The sequence below is a fragment of the Microbulbifer sp. MI-G genome, from assembly GCF_030440425.1.
Classification (GTDB): domain Bacteria; phylum Pseudomonadota; class Gammaproteobacteria; order Pseudomonadales; family Cellvibrionaceae; genus Microbulbifer; species Microbulbifer spongiae.
This window is the reverse complement of record NZ_CP098023.1, coordinates 2,937,973-2,955,023: the sequence shown is the minus strand read 5'-3', so window position 1 is coordinate 2,955,023 and position 17,051 is coordinate 2,937,973. Positions and strand designations below refer to the sequence as shown.

Sequence of the window (17,051 nt, the reverse complement as noted above, 5' to 3'; positions counted from 1 at the left end):
CGAAGGGCATGTGTGGTCGGGGTTAATGGAATACTTTACAGAGATTCAGTAATCGTATTGGGTCCGCTTCAGTACTTTTTTCCCTTTTGGTACAAGCGCAATCACAGCGCAAATGGCGATCAGGCAGACACTGGCCAGCAATCCCATGAGCGGCTGCTGCGGTTGCTGTGCATAGAGCCACCCACCAATGCTGAATCCGATGGTATAACCAGCGGTATGGACCAGTGACAGCAGCCCAAATAGCCTGCCGCCCCGTTGCCGTGGCTGGCTTAAAAGGGCATTGTAGCCCGGTACAAGAAATGCTATGCCCGCCACAAAAACCAGCAATCCAATGGCTGCGAGGATGCTGCCGAGGGTTGTGGACAGCAATAGAGTACCTGTGCACAGGGATGTCACACCCAGCATAAAACTCAGCTGCGGCGCCTTGAGCCGGCGCACCAGTCCCACCTGCACAAGGAAACCACAGATTGCCGCGACAGCCAGCAGCAGTGCTGTTGTGGAAGAGGCGCCCAGAGCGCTGAGGCCATAGACATCCTGCAGGGCTGGTCCCATCAGCATCTGCAGCTGACCCACGCTGGCGGTGCCCAGTAAAGCAATGGCAAAGAGTGCCAGCACACAGGGGGGCGGTAGGGAATGTTGCACTGTGTCCGGCTGCACCATATCCGGTTCGGGCTTTGGCAGCCCCACGGTCAGCAGCAGTGCGCCGAGGGGCAAAAGTATCAACCAGGCCAGCGGCCAGAGACCGCCGACAATCAGGGCTGGCAATGCCAGCAGAGGCCCCAGCCCGCGGCCCAGATTCGCTGCGGCACTGAGTCCGGAGAGTATCGATAATCGCTTTTGCTGTTCGCCCAGCGCCACCGCCCATGCCTGGCAGCAGGGGTAAATGGCTGCAGCATTCAGCCCGTACACAATCCGGCTTGCCGCCAGAGCCAAAAAAGCCGCACGTTCTTCCAGGAAACCCAGCGCCATGGAGACCAGCAGGGCGACGAACAGGCACTGGGCGATCAGGGCGCCAGCCAGCCCCGCCAACAAAACCGGCTTGCGACCGACTCTGTCGCTCAGTGCGCCCCAGAGGGGGCCGGCGATCATCAGGCACAGAGTGCCCAAGGCAACCAGTGCGCCAATACTGGCCAAACCCAGACCGCAGTGCTCAATGATCAGGGGGATTAGGGTGATCAGAATTACCTGGCTGGCGCCCTGGCTAGCCACGATCCCGTTGATCCTGCGAAGGTGGGGGTTTAGCACATTCGGAATTCCGTTCGTTGAGATAGTGAAACACAGAGTGGAGCCCAGGCTTCACTCTGTGCGGAAAATCACAGCTGGCCAACTTTCTTATCGGCGCACTTGCAGTGTGGCAAATTTACCTGCATGATATTTCAAATGCAAAATATTATCATTTGTATTTAATTTAAAAAGATCCATCAGTATGTCCAATGCCCATTCCAGCACGGTTTCAGTTGACCGCGTTGCCCATCAGATTGCCAGCAATCATCCGCGTAGATGTACAGATGGCTATTCGGTGGATAAGTCTGCCGAGAGACTATCGGGCAATTGTTTTTTCAATGCGCTGTTGCGTGAAACCGGTTGCGGCGACTGGCACGAGCGAAGTGGGGTATCCCTTCCCGATGGGATCAGGGCACCGGCTGTCCGTATCCCACTTCCGGAGAGCGCTACCGAATTGTGGGTGAATGTTGCCTATCGCAGTGGGTGTGGCAGGCATCAATTTGCGTTGCCTGTAGTATGGCGCAGAGGCGATGGTGCTTGCTCAGTGATTGACCTGGCCCGAACTGCAGATGTGGTTGCGAGTGAGCCGTCATTTTTTCCCGGTGCAAGCAGGGCGTCCCGGGTGCAGTTCGTGCAGCGCGTCACTGCCAGTGTTGAGAATATGGCCCGGGCGTTGCGCGCGCGCAAGGCCGATACAGAGCGTTTGTTCACGCATCCCCTGACTTTCTCCGAGGCGGAGCAGGGGCTTTTGTGCGGTCATTCCATCCACCCGACACCCAAGAGCCGCGACCCGCTCACTGATCGGGATGCCGAACGCTTTGCGCCGGAGTTTGGCAACAGTTTTTTTCTGCTATGGCTGGGAGTGGACCCAAAATTTTTGTGTGGCGCCAGTGGTGCCGAATTCAGCGAGAGGCAATTTGCCGCTCTGGTGCACGAGCGTGACCGCGGGCCCAGAGTGCCGCGTAAATGGATTCCTGTACCGGCGCACCCCTGGCAGTGGCAGCGACTGCGCCGCGAACCACGGGTAGCCGGGCTGCTTGAAAATGGAAATATTGTGGAGCTGGGTAGCGGCCTGGTGCCCTGGCGTGCGACTTCCTCACTGCGTGCTGTTTACAGTGCACAGAACCCCTATATGCTCAAATTTTCTCTCAGTCTGCGTCTCACCAACTCGATACGTACGCTGCAGCCTGAGGAGATGGCGCGTGGTCTGGAAGTTCTGAAGGTGCGCGATACCCCCGTAGGGCGCGATTTTTCCAACCGTTATCCCCACTTTCAGGTACTGGCGGAGCCGGCCTATCTGATGCTGAAAGACGGTGGGGGTGCCCCGATTATCGAGAGTCTGGTGATGTTTCGCGAGAACCCATTTCGCGGGCAAAATGCCTCGAATACCTGTCTACTTGCGACTTTGACCCAGGATCACCCCGGAGGGGCTCCCTGCCGTGCGGCGCGGTTAATTTTTCAACTGGCAGAGCAGGAAAAAATGTCCGCTGCAGTTGCCGCCCGGCGTTGGTTTACTGCTTTTCTGGATACGGTGATAGAGCCGCTGCTGATCGCCCAGGCCGATTTCGGTATTTTGTTTGGTGCCCACCAGCAGAACCTGATTCTGTCTTTTGAAGACAATCTGCCTGTAGCGGGTTACTTCCGAGATTGCCAGGGCAGTGGTTACAGCCAACTGGGAGAAAAACTGTTGAAACCCCACTTGCCCGATCTGGCTCGCAAGAGTGGGAATGTCATTGATGAACAAATGGCAAATCGCCTCTTTGTTTATTACCTTATTATCAACAGCTGCTTCGGTCTTATTTCTGCGCTTGCCGCTGCAGGACTATTGACGGAGCGGGAATTACTCGGCCAATTGCGCAACCGATTGCAACTGCTCCATGACGGGCAGCGGCGGGATCGCAGCTGTCTGGATTATTTATTGCACGCCCCAGTGCTTTGGTCCAAAGGCAATTTCCAGTGCGCCGTTATCGGTATGAATGAAACCACCAGTGATGACCCCCTCTCTATTTATCACACCATGGAGAATCCATTGATCCATATCACCCAGCGCGATTCCGCGCAGGGCTGAGAGCCTGGATCGGAGAAAACACAAGGAAAACTGTATGACCAGCCCCGCGGTTATGGCCGGGTTTCCTCCCACAGGGCATAGTGGCTCATTGGTCGATGGGCGCCTTTGGTGTGCGCTTGAGACGGGATATCGCTGTGAGCTTTGCACAGGTAGATTCGCGCAGGTGGCATATATTGCCGGAGACGAATGCGCCGGGATCAGCCTTCCGACAGGCGGTGTGCCTGTACCGGATCTGAACCCCTGGTTTGACTGGCTCTTTTCCCTGAACCCGGCCCTGCAGAGGATTGAGGTGCTTGTAGCCGGTAAAGTGCCATTCGCTGCGGACAGTGAAATTACCCGCGTGGATTTCTACCAGTGTGCGGCACTTTGGTATCGCGGTAATAACGGTGGAAGATTTCCGCTGCAGTGGGTGGAGAATCACGAGGGTCTGCGCCACCCACTGCGCCCAGAACCCGTTGATGGAGAGGTATATCGCAGGCACTTTTACTCTTTGGGCATGGACTTCAGTTTGCGATCTTTGCACCCGGAACGTGATTTGTCGCTTTTTACCGGATGGATGAATCAGCGTCGAGTAGCCCGATTCTGGCAAGAGGAGGGAGGTACTGACAAGCAACAGCGCTATATCGAAACGGTGATTCAGGACCCGCACAAATATCCCCTGATTGCCAGCTTTGACGATATGCCTTTTGGATATTTTGAAGTCTACTGGGCTTATGAGGATCGTATTGCGCCGCATTGTGGCGCACAGCTCTTTGATCGCGGTGCCCATTTGCTGGTGGGAGACCGGCGTTTTCTGGGCAGCCACTTTACCCGCGCCTGGTTCAATGGTGTTTCCCACTTTCTGTTTCTGGATGACAGCCGCACACAGGCGCTGGTGGGCGAGCCCAGGGCCGACCACGTTGCGATGCTGAGATATTTCGACGGCATGTTTGGCTGGCAAAAGATCAGGGAATTTGATTTTCCCCACAAGCGCGCGGCATTGGTGCTGTGTAAGAGGGGGATGTTTTTTCAGAGTATGGGGGGCGTATGAAGGGCAGGGACGCTTACTGGAAACAGGCCAATCGCGCTCTGCTGGTAAAGTCACTGGCGGAGTTGTGCTATGAGCAGGCACTGGTGGCAGAGCCCCTGCCTGAGGGTAGGTACAGTGTCCAATTGATCTCAGGGGTGCAATACCACTTCCAGGCCTGGTTGACCATCTGGGACTGGCTCCTGATCGAGTGTGAAAGTATCGAGCGCGAGTACAATGGCCAGCGCGCCCCCGCCGAAGATGCAGCCCAGTTCTTTATCGATGCTGCCGGGGACCTGGAGGCCACACCCAGTACCCTGGGTAACTTACTGCAAGAGTTGGCCAATACCCTGGTGGCCGATGTCGCCCTGTTGGAAAAGCGTGAAGGCCTCAGGGCGGAAACGCTGGCGCAACTACCGGATGAACAGTTGCAGTGCCTGCTGGATGGCCACCCCAAGGCCATGGTCAATAAAGGGCGGATTGGTTGGGGCGCGCAGGAATTCAATCTCTACGCTACCGAGTCCGCGAAAGGCGTGCGTCTTCTGTGGCTGGCAGTCAGGCGTGCGCAGGCGATCACTGACAGCAGCCGGGCCTGGGGCTGGCAGCAGTTGCTGGCCGAGAGTTTGAATACAGAGCAGCTCCAGTCCCTGGAGGCCACAAGGCGGGATAAAGGCATTGACTGGCAGGCGTTTTTACCTCTGCCGGTACACCCCTGGCAGTGGCAACACCATATCCGCCAGCACTATGCCCACCTCATCAGCTGTGGTGATCTGGTGTTGCTGGGAGCATTCGGTGATGAATACCTGCCCCAGGTATCGCTGCGTACTCTGTCGAACCTGTCGCGCCCACAGGCGCTGCACATCAAGCTACCGCTGACCGTGTTGAACACCTCCTGTTTTCGCGGTATTCCCGGTAAATACATGCATTTTGGGCCGGCACTCAGTGAATGGATGCAGCGGCTTTGCGAGCGCGATACAACACTGCGCACGCGCGGTACCGGTATTTTACAGGAAGTGGCGGGGCTACATGTACCGCACATACACCACGAGCAGATCGCAGGTACGCCCTACCGCTACCGCGAACTGTTGGGTGTGACCTGGAGGCAGAGCCCGGCGGGTCTGTGCGAGCGGGGTGAGCGCCACCTGCTGATGGCCGCCCTGTTACAGAAAGATGGCAGCGGCAACTCTGTGGCGGTCGCTCTCATTGAAGCGTCCGGACTGCCGGTGCAGGCGTGGCTGGCGCAGCTCTTTGATGCCACGGTAGTGCCGCTCTATCATCTGCTCAGCCGCTATGGGATTGGCCTGGTGGCGCATGCGCAAAACCTCACACTTGTACTCCGCGACAATCGAGTCGTGCGGGTTCTGCTAAAGGATTTTCAGGGTGATTTGCGCCTGGCACAGGGCGACTTTCCCGATCGCCGGGAGCTGCCTGCGCAGGCTGGGGCAGTGCTCGATCAACTGCCCCCGAGTCATATTGTGCACGACCTCTTCACCGGACATTTTGTGACGGTACTGCGCTATTTGTCGGCACAACTGGCAGTGGAGGTCGGTTTGTGCGAGCTGGATTTCTATGGGGTGCTGGCCCGGGTTCTGCGTCGCTATCAAAAATCCGCCGTGAAAAATGCACCGCAAATGGCTGAGCGCTTTTCTCAGTTCAATCTCTTCCGTCAGCGGTTTGAACGCGTCTGTATCAATCGCGTGCGCCTGCGCCAGGGCTATGGCGACAGCGCAGAGCGTCCGGTACCCATCGTCGGTGGTGACCTGCACAACCCCCTGTGGCTGGCAGAACAGCAGCCCGGGCAAATCGAACCCCAATCAGAAACCCTTTCCTCTGAAGAGGCTTAATTATGAGCGATGTTCTCGATCTCGCCGGTATTGGTGCCGGCCCATTTAACCTCGCTGTTGCCGCTCTGATACGGGAAAAATCACTGGCGCACCGCTTCTTTGAAGCCAAGGTAGAGTTTTCCTGGCACCCTGGGCTGATGCTGCCGGGGGTGATGATGCAGACCTCTTTTTTAAAGGACCTAGTGACCCCGGTGGACCCCACCAATCCCTGCAGTTTTCTCGCGTATCTGGTGGAAAAAAAGCGCTTTTACGATTTTCTCCATGCTGAGCAACGCACTGTGAGTCGTCGGGAATTCGCCGACTACCTCAGCTGGGCTGCACGCCGCCTGGATTCGGTGCAAATGAGCAGTCGGGTGCAGAGTGTCCTCGACCGCGGCGCATTTTTTGAGCTGGATGTACACGGCCCTCACGGCCGGGAGCGGGTGCGTGCGAGGAACCTGTGTGTGGCCGCGGGAAAAACCCCCAATATTCCGCAGTGTTGCCGACCTCTTCTTTCGGACAACTGCTTCCACGCCCTGGAAATTGCCCTGCGCAATCCCGATGTGAGCGACAAGCGTGTTGCGGTGGTCGGTGGCGGTCAGACCGGTGCCGAAGTGGTGATTAATCTGCTGGGTGGACACTGGGGTTGCCCGCGGCAGGTGGTCTGGGCATCCCGCCGCAGCAATTACCTGCCACTGGATGAAACGCCATTTACCAACGACTGGTTTACCCCCGAATATGTGGATGTTTTCCGCCAGCTCAGCCCGCGCCGCCGCGAGGAAATCATTGCGGACCAGAAACTGGCTTCGGACGGCATTTCTCCGGCAACGCTCACAGAACTCTATCGATTGTTCTACCGTCTGGCGCATATCGAAGGGGATTTGGGGCGCGTGGCACTGTTGCCCAACCGGGCACTTGTGGGCCTCTCCTGCCGCGGCGATTACCAGTTGCAACTGGAAAATAACCTGTTGGGGGAGGCCGACGGTAGCGAGTGGCTCAATGCGGATATTGTGATTTTATGCACTGGCCTGCGTGAAGCCCTGCCGCCGTGTCTGGCCCCCCTGCAGGAGCGCATCCCCCGGGATGAGGCGGGGCATCTCTTGCTGGACGATGCTTTTGCGGCAAAGCTCATTGGGGATTCCAGCGAGCGCCGCCTGTATTTTCTGGGTACCGGACGAACCAGCCACGGCATTGCAGAGCCCCAATTGAGCTTGTCTGCCTGGCGTGGTGCGCTGGTTGTCAATGACCTGCTCGGCAGTGAAGTCTATGATATCCGCCAGAGTGGCAACTTTATGAAATGGGTCACCCACCGGGCAACCCAGGTGGCTGTGGCCTGATATTGCGCCTGTGTATCCGGGCAGTCCAACCGGTCTTTTCCAACGCTTCGGTGGGTGTTTTCTAATCGCGGGGCACCGGTGCGGGATTGCCGGTATCTCAAAACCCCTGTTGGCAACACCGGCGGCGGACCCAGGGTGCCTGAATCCAGCGATGACACTTGCCGGGTAAATCCCTGCCCACTCACCATCCCGCTCGGGCAGTCGCAGCGGGAGCGTCTTTGCCAGAGGGATAACACTTTAGTTTAAATTAGCGCCAAACCCGGCGTGATTTCCCGTCCATGTGTAATACTTTTTGATAGTGAACCACCGGTCCGGTGTTTTCTGTGCGCAGGGAGGAAATCTGCATGCGCTTGAACGCTACCCTTGCCCAGGGGCGCTATCACTACAGTTGTGACGGGCGCGAAATGCCTGTTCAGGACAGTTGGCAGCTGGGACATGATGCTGAGGGTCGGCGATCTCTGGTCAGTCGTCGCCTGGTGGGTGAACAGGGATTCGGGATCGAGGTGTTCGCACTTTTTAGTGGCGGGCTGGTGAGCGAGTGTCATGTGTACTGGCGCGACGAAGTAGATGAAGTCAGTGCCCACTACCGGCTCTGCTGCCCCGAGGGGCGTGCTCCCCGTCTGGGCGATGCCATCGAGGCCAGTTGGGTCGGCCCCAATGGCCCACAACAGTCCCGTGTCGAGGGGGGCAGCCGCCTGCTTTTCCCCCTGATGCGGGTCTTTATGGGGCCCCTCCTGAAAACCCTGGTTCAGCACGAGCGGGGACTGGAGGTGGTTTCACCGGATATTGTGGACCCCTCCCAGCGGGGTAAACTATTGTCTCCCAGGGTCAGTCACCGGTCGGCGCGGGGTATGGCGGGAGATGTGGCCAGCCAGCGGGCCCAGGACCTGGGGCCGGATATCAGTGGCTTTATTTACCAGGGCGATGAAGGGGAACGGGATGCCCACTGCTATGTGGACAGCCGCAGCCTGCTGGTGGGGTATGACTGGCCTTCCAGCACCGGGCGTTTGTGGCAGGTACGCTTGCGGGGCCTGGAATGGTCGCCGGATCTGGTCAGCCTGGCCTCCTGAGTGTATCGCACTTCAAATCCTTCAATTCGCACTCCTTAAGTGCCCAAGGGTGCGCAGCACCGCTTGACTACCCCCTGCACCCCAGCCTGCTGAATGAAAGCCTGGTGAGCGTCTCGACACAGCCACGGCTCCGCAGGTTGTTGCAGCTTTCCCTGAATTTCTGTGCACTGGTCGCGGGGCCCACAGCGAGGGAAGACGAGAGAAAGTGCGGATTTTTGCTGTACCCGTGGGAATTCGCAGGACAGGATTTTTCCGGTGCATCGGTGTAAAATTACGCCACTCAAGCAGTGCGCCGATGGGGGTACCTTTTGTTCTGCGCCAGATCCAATACCCGCAATTCCCTCTGGTGGATTATTTCCCTGCTTTTGATGGCTCAGTTGCCACTCAACGCTGCACTGGCCAATGATGTTGAGGTCCGCGAAGCGGAATCCCAGATGCGGGAGCAGCATTTGTACGGAGAGTGCCTGCTCGCACAACTGCTGGTCTCTTCCGCCGATAGTACTCTGGGGGAAATACGCCAGCTTTGTGCCGATAGAGTGCGCACCCGTCTGGGCCTGCAAACGGGGGCAATGGAGCCGGAGCCAGTGCTGGAAGCGTACCTGGACAAAATACCCAGGGATGCGGTGCTGCTGGGCAGTCGTGCCGAGGCAATCCGGGAGGCGGCCGACAACTCCTTCACGCTGGCCTCCCACAAAGCAAACTACCTGCTGCCTATCGTCTACAACCCGTCTCCGCAGACCGGTGGCCTGGCCGGGATCGAGGACGGGACCAAGGGTGCCGACCTGGAAAATATTGAGGTGCAGTTCCAGCTTTCGGTACAGGTCCCTATCTGGCGTGGTTTTCTCGGCAGTGCCTCGTTTATGAGCGTGGCCTATACCAATCACAGCTTTTGGCAGGCGTATAACTCCGGTGACTCCTCCCCGTTTCGCGAGACCAATCACGAGCCCGAGCTGATACTGACCTGGCTCAATGACTGGACTGTGTTCGGCTGGCACAACGTGGCCAACCAGATCGCCTTCAACCACCAGTCGAACGGTCGTAGTGAACCCTATTCGCGCAGTTGGAACCGGATGTATGCCAATTTTATTTTCGAGCGGGACAACTTCTCCATCGGCTTCAAGCCTTGGTACCGGATACCGGAGAGCCGCGAGGATGACGACAATCCCGACATTGAGCACTATCTGGGCCATTTTGAGCTGAGCGGTCGGTATCGCGATGGCAACCACACAGTGGCCATGGTATTGCGCAACAACCTGCACAGTGACAACCGCGGTGCCGTCGAATTGACCTGGAGTTTTCCCTTGGGCAGCCGGGTGGATGGCTATCTCCGCTATTTCAATGGCTACGGGGAAAGCCTGATCGACTACGATGAGTCAGTACAGACACTGGGTTTTGGTTTTACCCTGGCCCAGGGGTTCTAACCGGATCGGGCCCACCCCCGGCCGGCTTCGGGAGGGGATCGATGGGATTTGAAGACTGTTACCGCCTCAGTGCACACGCGGTGATTACCAACGACTCGGGCGAGGTACTGCAACTGCTGGCCACCTATGCCAACCGCAGTTGGGGGCTGCCCGGCGGTGCCCTGGACCCCGGTGAAACTGTTCACGAAGCCCTGCGGCGGGAATGCCGTGAAGAGCTGGGTCGGGATGTATATATCGACTACCTGAGTGGCGTGTACTATCACCGAGTGTACAATGCCCATGTGTTTATTTTTCGTGCCCGCCTCGCCGGACAGGGACCCATCGTTCTCTCCCATGAGCACTCCGAGATGGCGTATTTTCCGCTGGAGCAACTCTCCGCAGTACAGGTGCGCAGGGTCAGGGACTGCCTGGAATTCGATGGCCGAGTGCACAGCGCGAAGTTCTAACTTTTCGATCTTTCCTGGCGATAGATCTGGCTGATCAGCATGTATTTGGCAATTTTCGCCAAATACCGGTGCACTGAGGAATTCCCGCGCCGCCTCCTTTAGTATTTGCCCTCTGGCTTTGAAGCCGCACAATTCCCGGTCCTCCGCCGCTCTCGGAGTACCCATAAAAGTCAATAAAATCAATTAGTTAAAAAGATAAAGCAACAGCCCTGGGCAATGCGCGGGCTATGCTGATGGAAGAGATCATGGGTTTGGAAATGAAAATGCCTGCACCGGGCAACCTGAGTGATGACGTGCTGAAGCTGGAGTGTTACGTGGCTCTGGTCAGTGCCGACAGCAAACTGGCAGGGGATTGGATCCGAGCCCTGAATGGCACCGCTGCCCGGCACGACAATCCTTTTGGCCTGGTCTTTAAGGCGGTTGCACCAGCGGATATCGAGGTTATGGCACGGGAGACGGATCGTCTGCAGGCTGTTATTGTAGATGGCGGCAGCGATACCTTTGGACTGCAGGCTGCCGATGCACTCGCCGAGCGCATTCACGCGCTCCGCTCGCAACTGAATATTTTCCTGGTGGCACACGGTGGGATTGCCGGTGCCGCCCCCCTGGCAGGCGAACCCGCTGGTAGGGTTCTGGCTAGCCTGCACCGGCGTTTTGACGAGCTGTTCGACCGCCGTGAGGGCAACTTCAATCATATGTTCCGCCTGGTACAGGCGTTTATTGCCCGCCGCGCTTCGACCCCCTTTGCCGACACCCTGAAAGAGTATGTATTTTCCGCGCGGGATGCCTGGCACACCCCCGGACACTCCGGTGGTGACAGCCTGCGCAACAGTCCCTGGGTGGGGGATTTTTACCGCTTTATGGGCGAACATGTATTTAATACCGACCTTTCCGTGTCGGTACAGGTGCTGGACAGCCTGCTGGAACCCCACTCGGTGATTCAGGAGGCCCAGGACCTGGCCGCCCAGGCATTCGGGGCACGCCATACCTTTTTCCTCACCAACGGCACCTCTACCGCCAACAAGGTAGTGATTCAGCAGATCCTCGGTGGCGGCGGCAAGATTATCGTCGATCAGGCGTGTCACAAATCGGTACACCACGCAATTGTGATGAACCGCTGTGAGCCGGTTTACCTGAAATCGGTGTTGCACCCGGAGTTCGGTATCTACGGCCCGGTGAAACGTGCCGATATCGAAGCGGCCCTGGATAAACACAGTGACGCGCGCCTGTTGGTGATTACTTCCTGTACTTACGATGGCCTGCGCTACGATCTGAAACCGATAATCGACTACGCCCACCAGCGCGGGGTCAAGGTGCTGGTGGACGAAGCCTGGTTTGCCCACGGCTTCTTCCACCCGGAGTTGCGTCCCACCGCTCTGGAGTGCGGTGCCGACTATGTCACCCAGAGCACCCACAAGATGCTGTCGGCGTTCTCCCAGGCCAGCATGATCCACGTGCAGGATCCGGATTTCGACGAGTTTCGCTTCCGCGAAAACCTGAATATGCACGCCTCCACCAGCCCGCAGTACGCCATGATCGCCAGCCTTGATGTGGCGCGCAAACAGATGGCGATGGAGGGGTACGGCCGCCTCAGGCAGTGCCTGCAAATGGTGGAGACCCTGCGCCGCGCGGTCAACGAAACCGGAGTATTTCGCGCCCTGACCCTCGACGATCTGATCGCCGAGCCCCTGGCCGGCGACAATATCCGCCTGGACCCTACCAAGGTGACCATCGATATTTCCCGCAGTGGCTATTCCGGCAATGAAATGCAGATCAAACTGTTTGACCAGTACGGCATCCAGGTGGAGAAGACCACCTACAATACCATCACGGTGCTGGTCACCCTGGGCAGCACTGAGAGCAAGCTGCTGCGCCTGATACACGCCTTCAAGCAGTTGGCCGGAAACACCCACCGGCGGCGTATCCATGTAGGCACACCGCGGCGCCTGCCGGAGTTTACCCGCTTCACCTGCCTGCCGGCGGATGCCTATTTCGCCGAGACCGAGGAATTGCCGCTGATGGACAATGGCACAGAGGTCACACAAAACCTGATTGGCCGCACCAGTGCCGATGAGATTGTGCCCTATCCGCCGGGCATTCCCGTGCTGGTGCCGGGCCAGGAGATCTCCGCGCAGATAGTGCAGTTCTTGCAGCAGTTGTTACAGGGGCAGAACACCACGGAGATCCACGGCCTGATTTTCCGCTCCGACGAACCCATGCTGCGGGTGGTCAGGGCAGTATCGGCTGGTGCGGATGCGAAAGACAAAAAATCCACTGCCGGCAAGGCGGGCAGGTAAGCACAGGATTAAATCCGGCAGGGAGGCCGGTATGTTTGAGCAACCCAGAACCGTGTTGTTGGCGGGTGCCGGCGGCGGTATCGCAAAGGCCATCGGTGCCGAACTGGCCCGGCGCTCTGCCGGTATTACCCTGCTGACAGTGAGCCGCGGCAAAGGAGAGCGGGTGCCCGGCCACACCGGCAAACGCCATCACCTGTCTGCTTCTCTCGATCAGGCCGATGCCATCGCTAGCATTGAACATTTTTTATGTGAATGTTCCACCCCCCCCAACTGGGTGATCAACTGCTGCGGGCTGCTGCACGACAAAACCCACGGGCCGGAAAAATCCCTGGACCAGTGCGACGATAACTGGTTGATGCAGTCCATACGCATCAATCTGCTTACCCATCTGCACCTGGCCCAGGCCCTGAACCGGCAACTCCAGCGCAGGCAGCCACTGTTGTGGGCCTCCCTGTCTGCCAGGGTGGGCAGTATCGGCGACAACCGTTTGGGTGGTTGGTACAGCTACCGCATCAGTAAGGCAGGATTGAATATGCTGATCAGGAACCTGTCTATTGAGTGGGGGCGCCGGTTGGAAAACAGCTGTGTGGTGGCGATTCACCCGGGCACAACCGATACACCGCTCTCCAAACCTTTTCAGACTAATCTTGCCCCCGGCAAGCTCTATAGCGCAGCATTGAGTGCCCGGCGCATGGTGGATGTGCTGGAACAACTTGGCCCCGCGGATAGCGGACAATTGCTGTTTTGGGATGGCAGCCAACTACCCTGGTGAAGAGGAGCGTATTCCCGCCCCTGTCTCTAAAAATACCATGCAAGTAACCGTGCACATGTCTGCCCCGGTAGCCTGCCTATAGTCTTTCTGGGTATGACCGGATTTCTGTCTGCCTATTCTGGGGTGGACATTTTTGTTTTCCGAAAGGGCATTTGGACAGTGCCTGGCGGCTGTCGTGGTCAGTGGGTATTGAATATACAATAGGCCGGGTTGTCGCTATGGTATCTGTACGGGGGAAGTATCCCGGGCGGTTATTCTTCGGCTCGCCGGTTTAAATGGTAAGAACAAGATGGTGGATCATGGGGATATCACCCGGCTGGCTCGACAGCTGGGTGTGGCGTTGGAAAAACGCCGCTGGCGGGTAACTACGGCGGAATCCTGCACGGGGGGGGCGGTTGCTGCGGCAATCACATCGGTGGCGGGAGCCTCCAACTGGTTCGACGGAGCGATTGTCAGTTACGCCAATCGTATCAAGCACAGTGTACTGGGTGTGGATGCCAGGGATCTGAAGTTATTTGGCGCTGTCAGTGAGCCGGTGGCTCGGCAGATGGCCTGTGGAGTGCTGGCGATGATGGATGCCAATCTGGCTGTTGCGATCAGTGGTATCGCCGGCCCCGATGGTGGCACCGAAGAGAAACCCGTGGGCACGGTTTGGATTGCCTGGGCCCACGCAGAGGGACAGGAGCCGGTTCAGATCGATGCCAGCTGTTTTCACTTCCGGGGAGATCGCTCTGCCGTACAGGCGCAGACAGTGGTAGAGGCGATCAGGGGTATGCTGTCCGTACTGGATGAGCATCTGTACCCAGGATGTCTCTAAAGCCAATCCGAATAGCCGGCTGTAGGTGTCTGCGCCCTTGAAAAACCTCCTCCACAGAATAATCGCTGGGCCAGGTCATTGGGCAAAGACTGGTTGCCTATACAGTAATCCTTCGTTAAGCTTGCCACCAATCAACACGGTTCGAAATACGGGAATGATCATGGATTCCAACAAAGACAAGGCTCTGAAGGCGGCGCTGTCGCAGATCGAACGCCAGTTTGGCAAGGGCACAGTGATGCGCATGGGGGACAAGGAGCGGGAACGCATTCCGGCGGTCTCCACCGGCTCCCTCGGCCTGGACGTAGCCCTGGGCATTGGCGGCCTGCCGCGCGGTCGTATTGTGGAAATCTATGGCCCGGAGTCCTCCGGTAAAACCACCCTGACGCTACAGGTGATTGCTGAAGCCCAGCGCGGTGGGGGCACCTGTGCGTTTGTGGATGCGGAACACGCCCTTGATCCCATCTATGCTGAGAAACTCGGCGTCAATGTCGATGAGTTGATTGTGTCCCAGCCGGATACCGGTGAACAGGCTCTGGAAGTGGCGGATATGCTCGTGCGCTCCGGTGCTGTGGATGTATTGGTGGTGGACTCTGTGGCGGCCCTGACGCCACGCGCCGAGATCGAAGGCGAAATGGGGGATGCACACGTTGGCCTGCAGGCCCGCCTGATGTCCCAGGCCCTGCGCAAGCTCACCGCCAATATCAAGAACACCAACACCCTGTGTGTTTTTATTAACCAGATCCGCATGAAGATCGGCGTGATGTTCGGTTCCCCGGAAACCACCACCGGGGGCAACGCGCTCAAGTTCTACTCCTCTGTGCGGCTGGATATCCGCCGCATCGGCTCTGTAAAAGACGGCGATGAAGTGGTGGGTAACGAAACCCGTGTGAAGGTGGTGAAGAACAAGGTGGCGCCGCCGTTCAAGCAGACCGAGTTTCAGATTCTGTACGGCGAAGGCATTAACCTGATTGGCGAGATAGTCGATTACGGCGTTAAGCTGGGCCTGGTGGACAAGGCAGGTGCCTGGTACAGCTATAAGGGCGACAAAATTGGCCAGGGCAAGGCCAATGCCTCCCGATTCCTGCGCGAGAATCCGGATATCCGCCGTGAGATCGAAGAGCAGTTGCGCGCACAACTGCTGGGCGATCTGGTCCCGGCCGGCGCTGAAGAGACTGCGGAACTTCCGCAGGAGTAAATGCCGTATTCCAAACAGGGGATTTCCGCCAATTTTCCGCAAGCATTGCTCGGTGCGGCGCTTGCCCTATTGGCCCGCCGCGAGTATTCCCGCCTGGAATTGCGGCGGAAGCTGACGGGCCGATTTCCCGATGCCGATTTCGGTGCACTGTTCGAATACCTGCAAAGGCACAATTACCAGTCGGACCGGCGTTTCGCCCAGGTCTTTGTCCGGTCGCGGGTCCAGCGCGGCCAGGGGCCCCTGCGCATTAGCCGGGAACTGCAACAGCGTGGCATTGCGGGGGATCTGGCGTCCGGTGCCCTGACGCAGGCCGAGGTGGACTGGTTTGCGTTCGCACAGGAACAGCTGCAGCGAAAGTATTCCGTCCCCATCGGTGCGATGCCGCCGGACCAGCGGGCGAAGGAGTATGCACGGCGCCAGCGTTATCTGGCCTATCGCGGTTTTCCGGCAGAGGTGATTCATTGGGTGCTGGGTGATCAATAACCACACAGTTTTCCTGTTGCCCGATATATAACCAGCGCGATCCTTTTCCCCCGGTCAATGTCCTTCGGTTTGCTGCAACAGTTGTGCTGCAAGATTTAACCAAATCTTCATTGAGTAGCTGTCGCCCCAGCGTGTGCCCAGCGTCTTCGCAGGGATGGGGACACATTCAAGCCCGCTGTATTGCCAGCGACCCCTTGCACAGGGTTTGAGAGAGTGTACGGTTGGTTTGCCAAGTGGAATCACTTGGGTATTGGCTATGCGGTGTCTTTCTCTGTGCACTTCGATTCATGCACCAGAAAGGAATATAACTACCGGGTTGGAAGGAAAGCAGATCCTGCTCCCTGCATGCGCGTATCGGCACCCATGCCTCATACGGTTCTGGGAGCGGGGTAGGCTTCCCTCCTGCCTGCCTAGTAACGTCACCTGAAATCAAAAAAACATGTCGCAAAGTCCAGGCTCATACGTCTTTGCCTTATAGCAGCAGGCACAGGGATAAGACCGCTCTTTATGTCAGATAGGTTACCGAAGTCACGTGAAGATAAATCAACCAGACGCTGCCAACAAAAGCGTCTTTCTGGCGTTATCAGAAGAAAGACCGAAGATATTAAATTTCATCAGAAAACGAGTTCGCAACACACAGGAAACGGAAGATATTTATCAGGAGGCCGTAACCCGGTTAACCCGGCAGATCAGCAACAATGAACAACTCGAGAATCCCATAGGTTATTTGTACCGCGTCGTTATCAATCTCATCAATGACAGTATGCGGCGGGGAAATGCCTATACGATGGAAGTACTGAGCGACGATATTACCAGTCAGGATCCACAGCCTGAGGAGAGAGTGGATAACCAGCAGCGCCTCGCCATGTTTATCAAGCTGCTCAACAGGCTGCCGGTAACAACTCGAAATATTATTGTTATGCGTAAATTGTACGGAAAGAGCAATATCGAAATCGCTGAACAGATGGATATCTCCGTAAAGGCTGTGGAAAAAAAACTCAATCGGGCGCTTAAGATGATTGAGCAGAATATGGCGCAACATTTTTAACCTTCAAGAATTTGATCCACGTAGTGGACGGTTAAATTGTGAAG

The 17,051-nt window shown here is 57.3% G+C and carries 14 protein-coding genes; 13 read left to right on the top strand and 1 reads right to left on the bottom strand.

From position 1 onward, the window contains the following. Nucleotides 1-45: 45 nt before the first annotated feature. Nucleotides 46-1,245: an MFS transporter gene (locus M8T91_RS12385; RefSeq protein ID WP_301414467.1), complete on the bottom strand. Its 1,200-nt coding sequence runs from the start codon at nt 1,243-1,245 to the stop codon at nt 46-48. A gap of 181 nt (nt 1,246-1,426) precedes the next feature. Between M8T91_RS12385 and M8T91_RS12380 the strand changes: the two genes are divergently transcribed. From M8T91_RS12380 to M8T91_RS12320, 13 genes are all read left to right on the top strand, one after another. Continuing rightward, entirely contained in the window at nt 1,427-3,292 is a 1,866-nt protein-coding gene (locus tag M8T91_RS12380; RefSeq protein ID WP_301414466.1) for an IucA/IucC family protein, read from the top strand. A gap of 34 nt (nt 3,293-3,326) precedes the next feature. Next, the gene (locus tag M8T91_RS12375; protein WP_301414465.1) at nt 3,327-4,322 is read left to right on the top strand and encodes a GNAT family N-acetyltransferase; all 996 of its coding nucleotides are present in this window, start codon (nt 3,327-3,329) and stop codon (nt 4,320-4,322) included. Next, the gene (locus M8T91_RS12370; protein ID WP_301414464.1) at nt 4,319-6,142 is read left to right on the top strand and encodes an IucA/IucC family protein; all 1,824 of its coding nucleotides are present in this window, start codon (nt 4,319-4,321) and stop codon (nt 6,140-6,142) included. Before M8T91_RS12375 ends, M8T91_RS12370 begins: the two co-directional genes overlap by 4 nt. A gap of 2 nt (nt 6,143-6,144) precedes the next feature. Further along, the gene (locus M8T91_RS12365) at nt 6,145-7,458 is read left to right on the top strand and encodes a lysine N(6)-hydroxylase/L-ornithine N(5)-oxygenase family protein (RefSeq protein WP_301414463.1); all 1,314 of its coding nucleotides are present in this window, start codon (nt 6,145-6,147) and stop codon (nt 7,456-7,458) included. A gap of 344 nt (nt 7,459-7,802) precedes the next feature. After that, complete coding sequence (locus M8T91_RS12360) at nt 7,803-8,528, top strand: hypothetical protein (protein ID WP_301414462.1); 726 nt, start codon at nt 7,803-7,805, stop codon at nt 8,526-8,528. Between the two features lie 308 nt (nt 8,529-8,836). Then, nucleotides 8,837-9,949, top strand: coding sequence for a phospholipase A (locus M8T91_RS12355; RefSeq protein ID WP_301414461.1), 1,113 nt, complete (start codon nt 8,837-8,839; stop codon nt 9,947-9,949). A 41-nt stretch (nt 9,950-9,990) separates the two neighbouring features. Next, nucleotides 9,991-10,395: an NUDIX hydrolase gene (locus M8T91_RS12350; RefSeq protein WP_301414460.1), complete on the top strand. Its 405-nt coding sequence runs from the start codon at nt 9,991-9,993 to the stop codon at nt 10,393-10,395. 233 nt (nt 10,396-10,628) lie between these two features. Then, nucleotides 10,629-12,692: an aminotransferase class I/II-fold pyridoxal phosphate-dependent enzyme gene (locus M8T91_RS12345; protein WP_301414459.1), complete on the top strand. Its 2,064-nt coding sequence runs from the start codon at nt 10,629-10,631 to the stop codon at nt 12,690-12,692. Between the two features lie 31 nt (nt 12,693-12,723). Beyond that, a complete protein-coding gene (locus M8T91_RS12340; RefSeq protein WP_301414458.1) occupies nt 12,724-13,464 on the top strand; it encodes an SDR family NAD(P)-dependent oxidoreductase in 741 nt (246 codons plus the stop codon). Nucleotides 13,465-13,753: 289 nt separating this feature from the next. After that, on the top strand, nt 13,754-14,281 hold the full coding sequence (locus M8T91_RS12335) for a CinA family protein (protein WP_301414457.1): 528 nt from the start codon (nt 13,754-13,756) through the stop codon (nt 14,279-14,281). Nucleotides 14,282-14,441: 160 nt separating this feature from the next. Then, complete coding sequence (gene recA / locus M8T91_RS12330; RefSeq protein ID WP_301414456.1) at nt 14,442-15,476, top strand: recombinase RecA; 1,035 nt, start codon at nt 14,442-14,444, stop codon at nt 15,474-15,476. Then, on the top strand, nt 15,477-15,959 hold the full coding sequence (locus M8T91_RS12325; RefSeq protein WP_301414455.1) for a regulatory protein RecX: 483 nt from the start codon (nt 15,477-15,479) through the stop codon (nt 15,957-15,959). 532 nt (nt 15,960-16,491) lie between these two features. After that, a complete protein-coding gene (locus M8T91_RS12320) occupies nt 16,492-17,007 on the top strand; it encodes an RNA polymerase sigma factor (RefSeq protein ID WP_301414454.1) in 516 nt (171 codons plus the stop codon). Nucleotides 17,008-17,051 lie beyond the last annotated feature (44 nt).

Excerpts from the sequence above, each read along its gene's own strand:
- M8T91_RS12380 (WP_301414466.1), top strand. The coding sequence starts at position 1,427 with ATGTCCAATGCCCATTCCAGCACGGTTTCAGTTGACCGCGTTGCCCAT.
- M8T91_RS12375 (WP_301414465.1), top strand. The coding sequence starts at position 3,327 with ATGACCAGCCCCGCGGTTATGGCCGGGTTTCCTCCCACAGGGCATAGT.
- M8T91_RS12370 (WP_301414464.1), top strand. The coding sequence starts at position 4,319 with ATGAAGGGCAGGGACGCTTACTGGAAACAGGCCAATCGCGCTCTGCTG.
- M8T91_RS12365 (WP_301414463.1), top strand. The coding sequence starts at position 6,145 with ATGAGCGATGTTCTCGATCTCGCCGGTATTGGTGCCGGCCCATTTAAC.
- M8T91_RS12360 (WP_301414462.1), top strand. The coding sequence starts at position 7,803 with ATGCGCTTGAACGCTACCCTTGCCCAGGGGCGCTATCACTACAGTTGT.
- M8T91_RS12350 (WP_301414460.1), top strand. The coding sequence starts at position 9,991 with ATGGGATTTGAAGACTGTTACCGCCTCAGTGCACACGCGGTGATTACC.
- M8T91_RS12345 (WP_301414459.1), top strand. The coding sequence starts at position 10,629 with ATGGAAGAGATCATGGGTTTGGAAATGAAAATGCCTGCACCGGGCAAC.
- M8T91_RS12340 (WP_301414458.1), top strand. The coding sequence starts at position 12,724 with ATGTTTGAGCAACCCAGAACCGTGTTGTTGGCGGGTGCCGGCGGCGGT.
- M8T91_RS12335 (WP_301414457.1), top strand. The coding sequence starts at position 13,754 with ATGGTGGATCATGGGGATATCACCCGGCTGGCTCGACAGCTGGGTGTG.
- recA (WP_301414456.1), top strand. The coding sequence starts at position 14,442 with ATGGATTCCAACAAAGACAAGGCTCTGAAGGCGGCGCTGTCGCAGATC.
- M8T91_RS12325 (WP_301414455.1), top strand. The coding sequence starts at position 15,477 with ATGCCGTATTCCAAACAGGGGATTTCCGCCAATTTTCCGCAAGCATTG.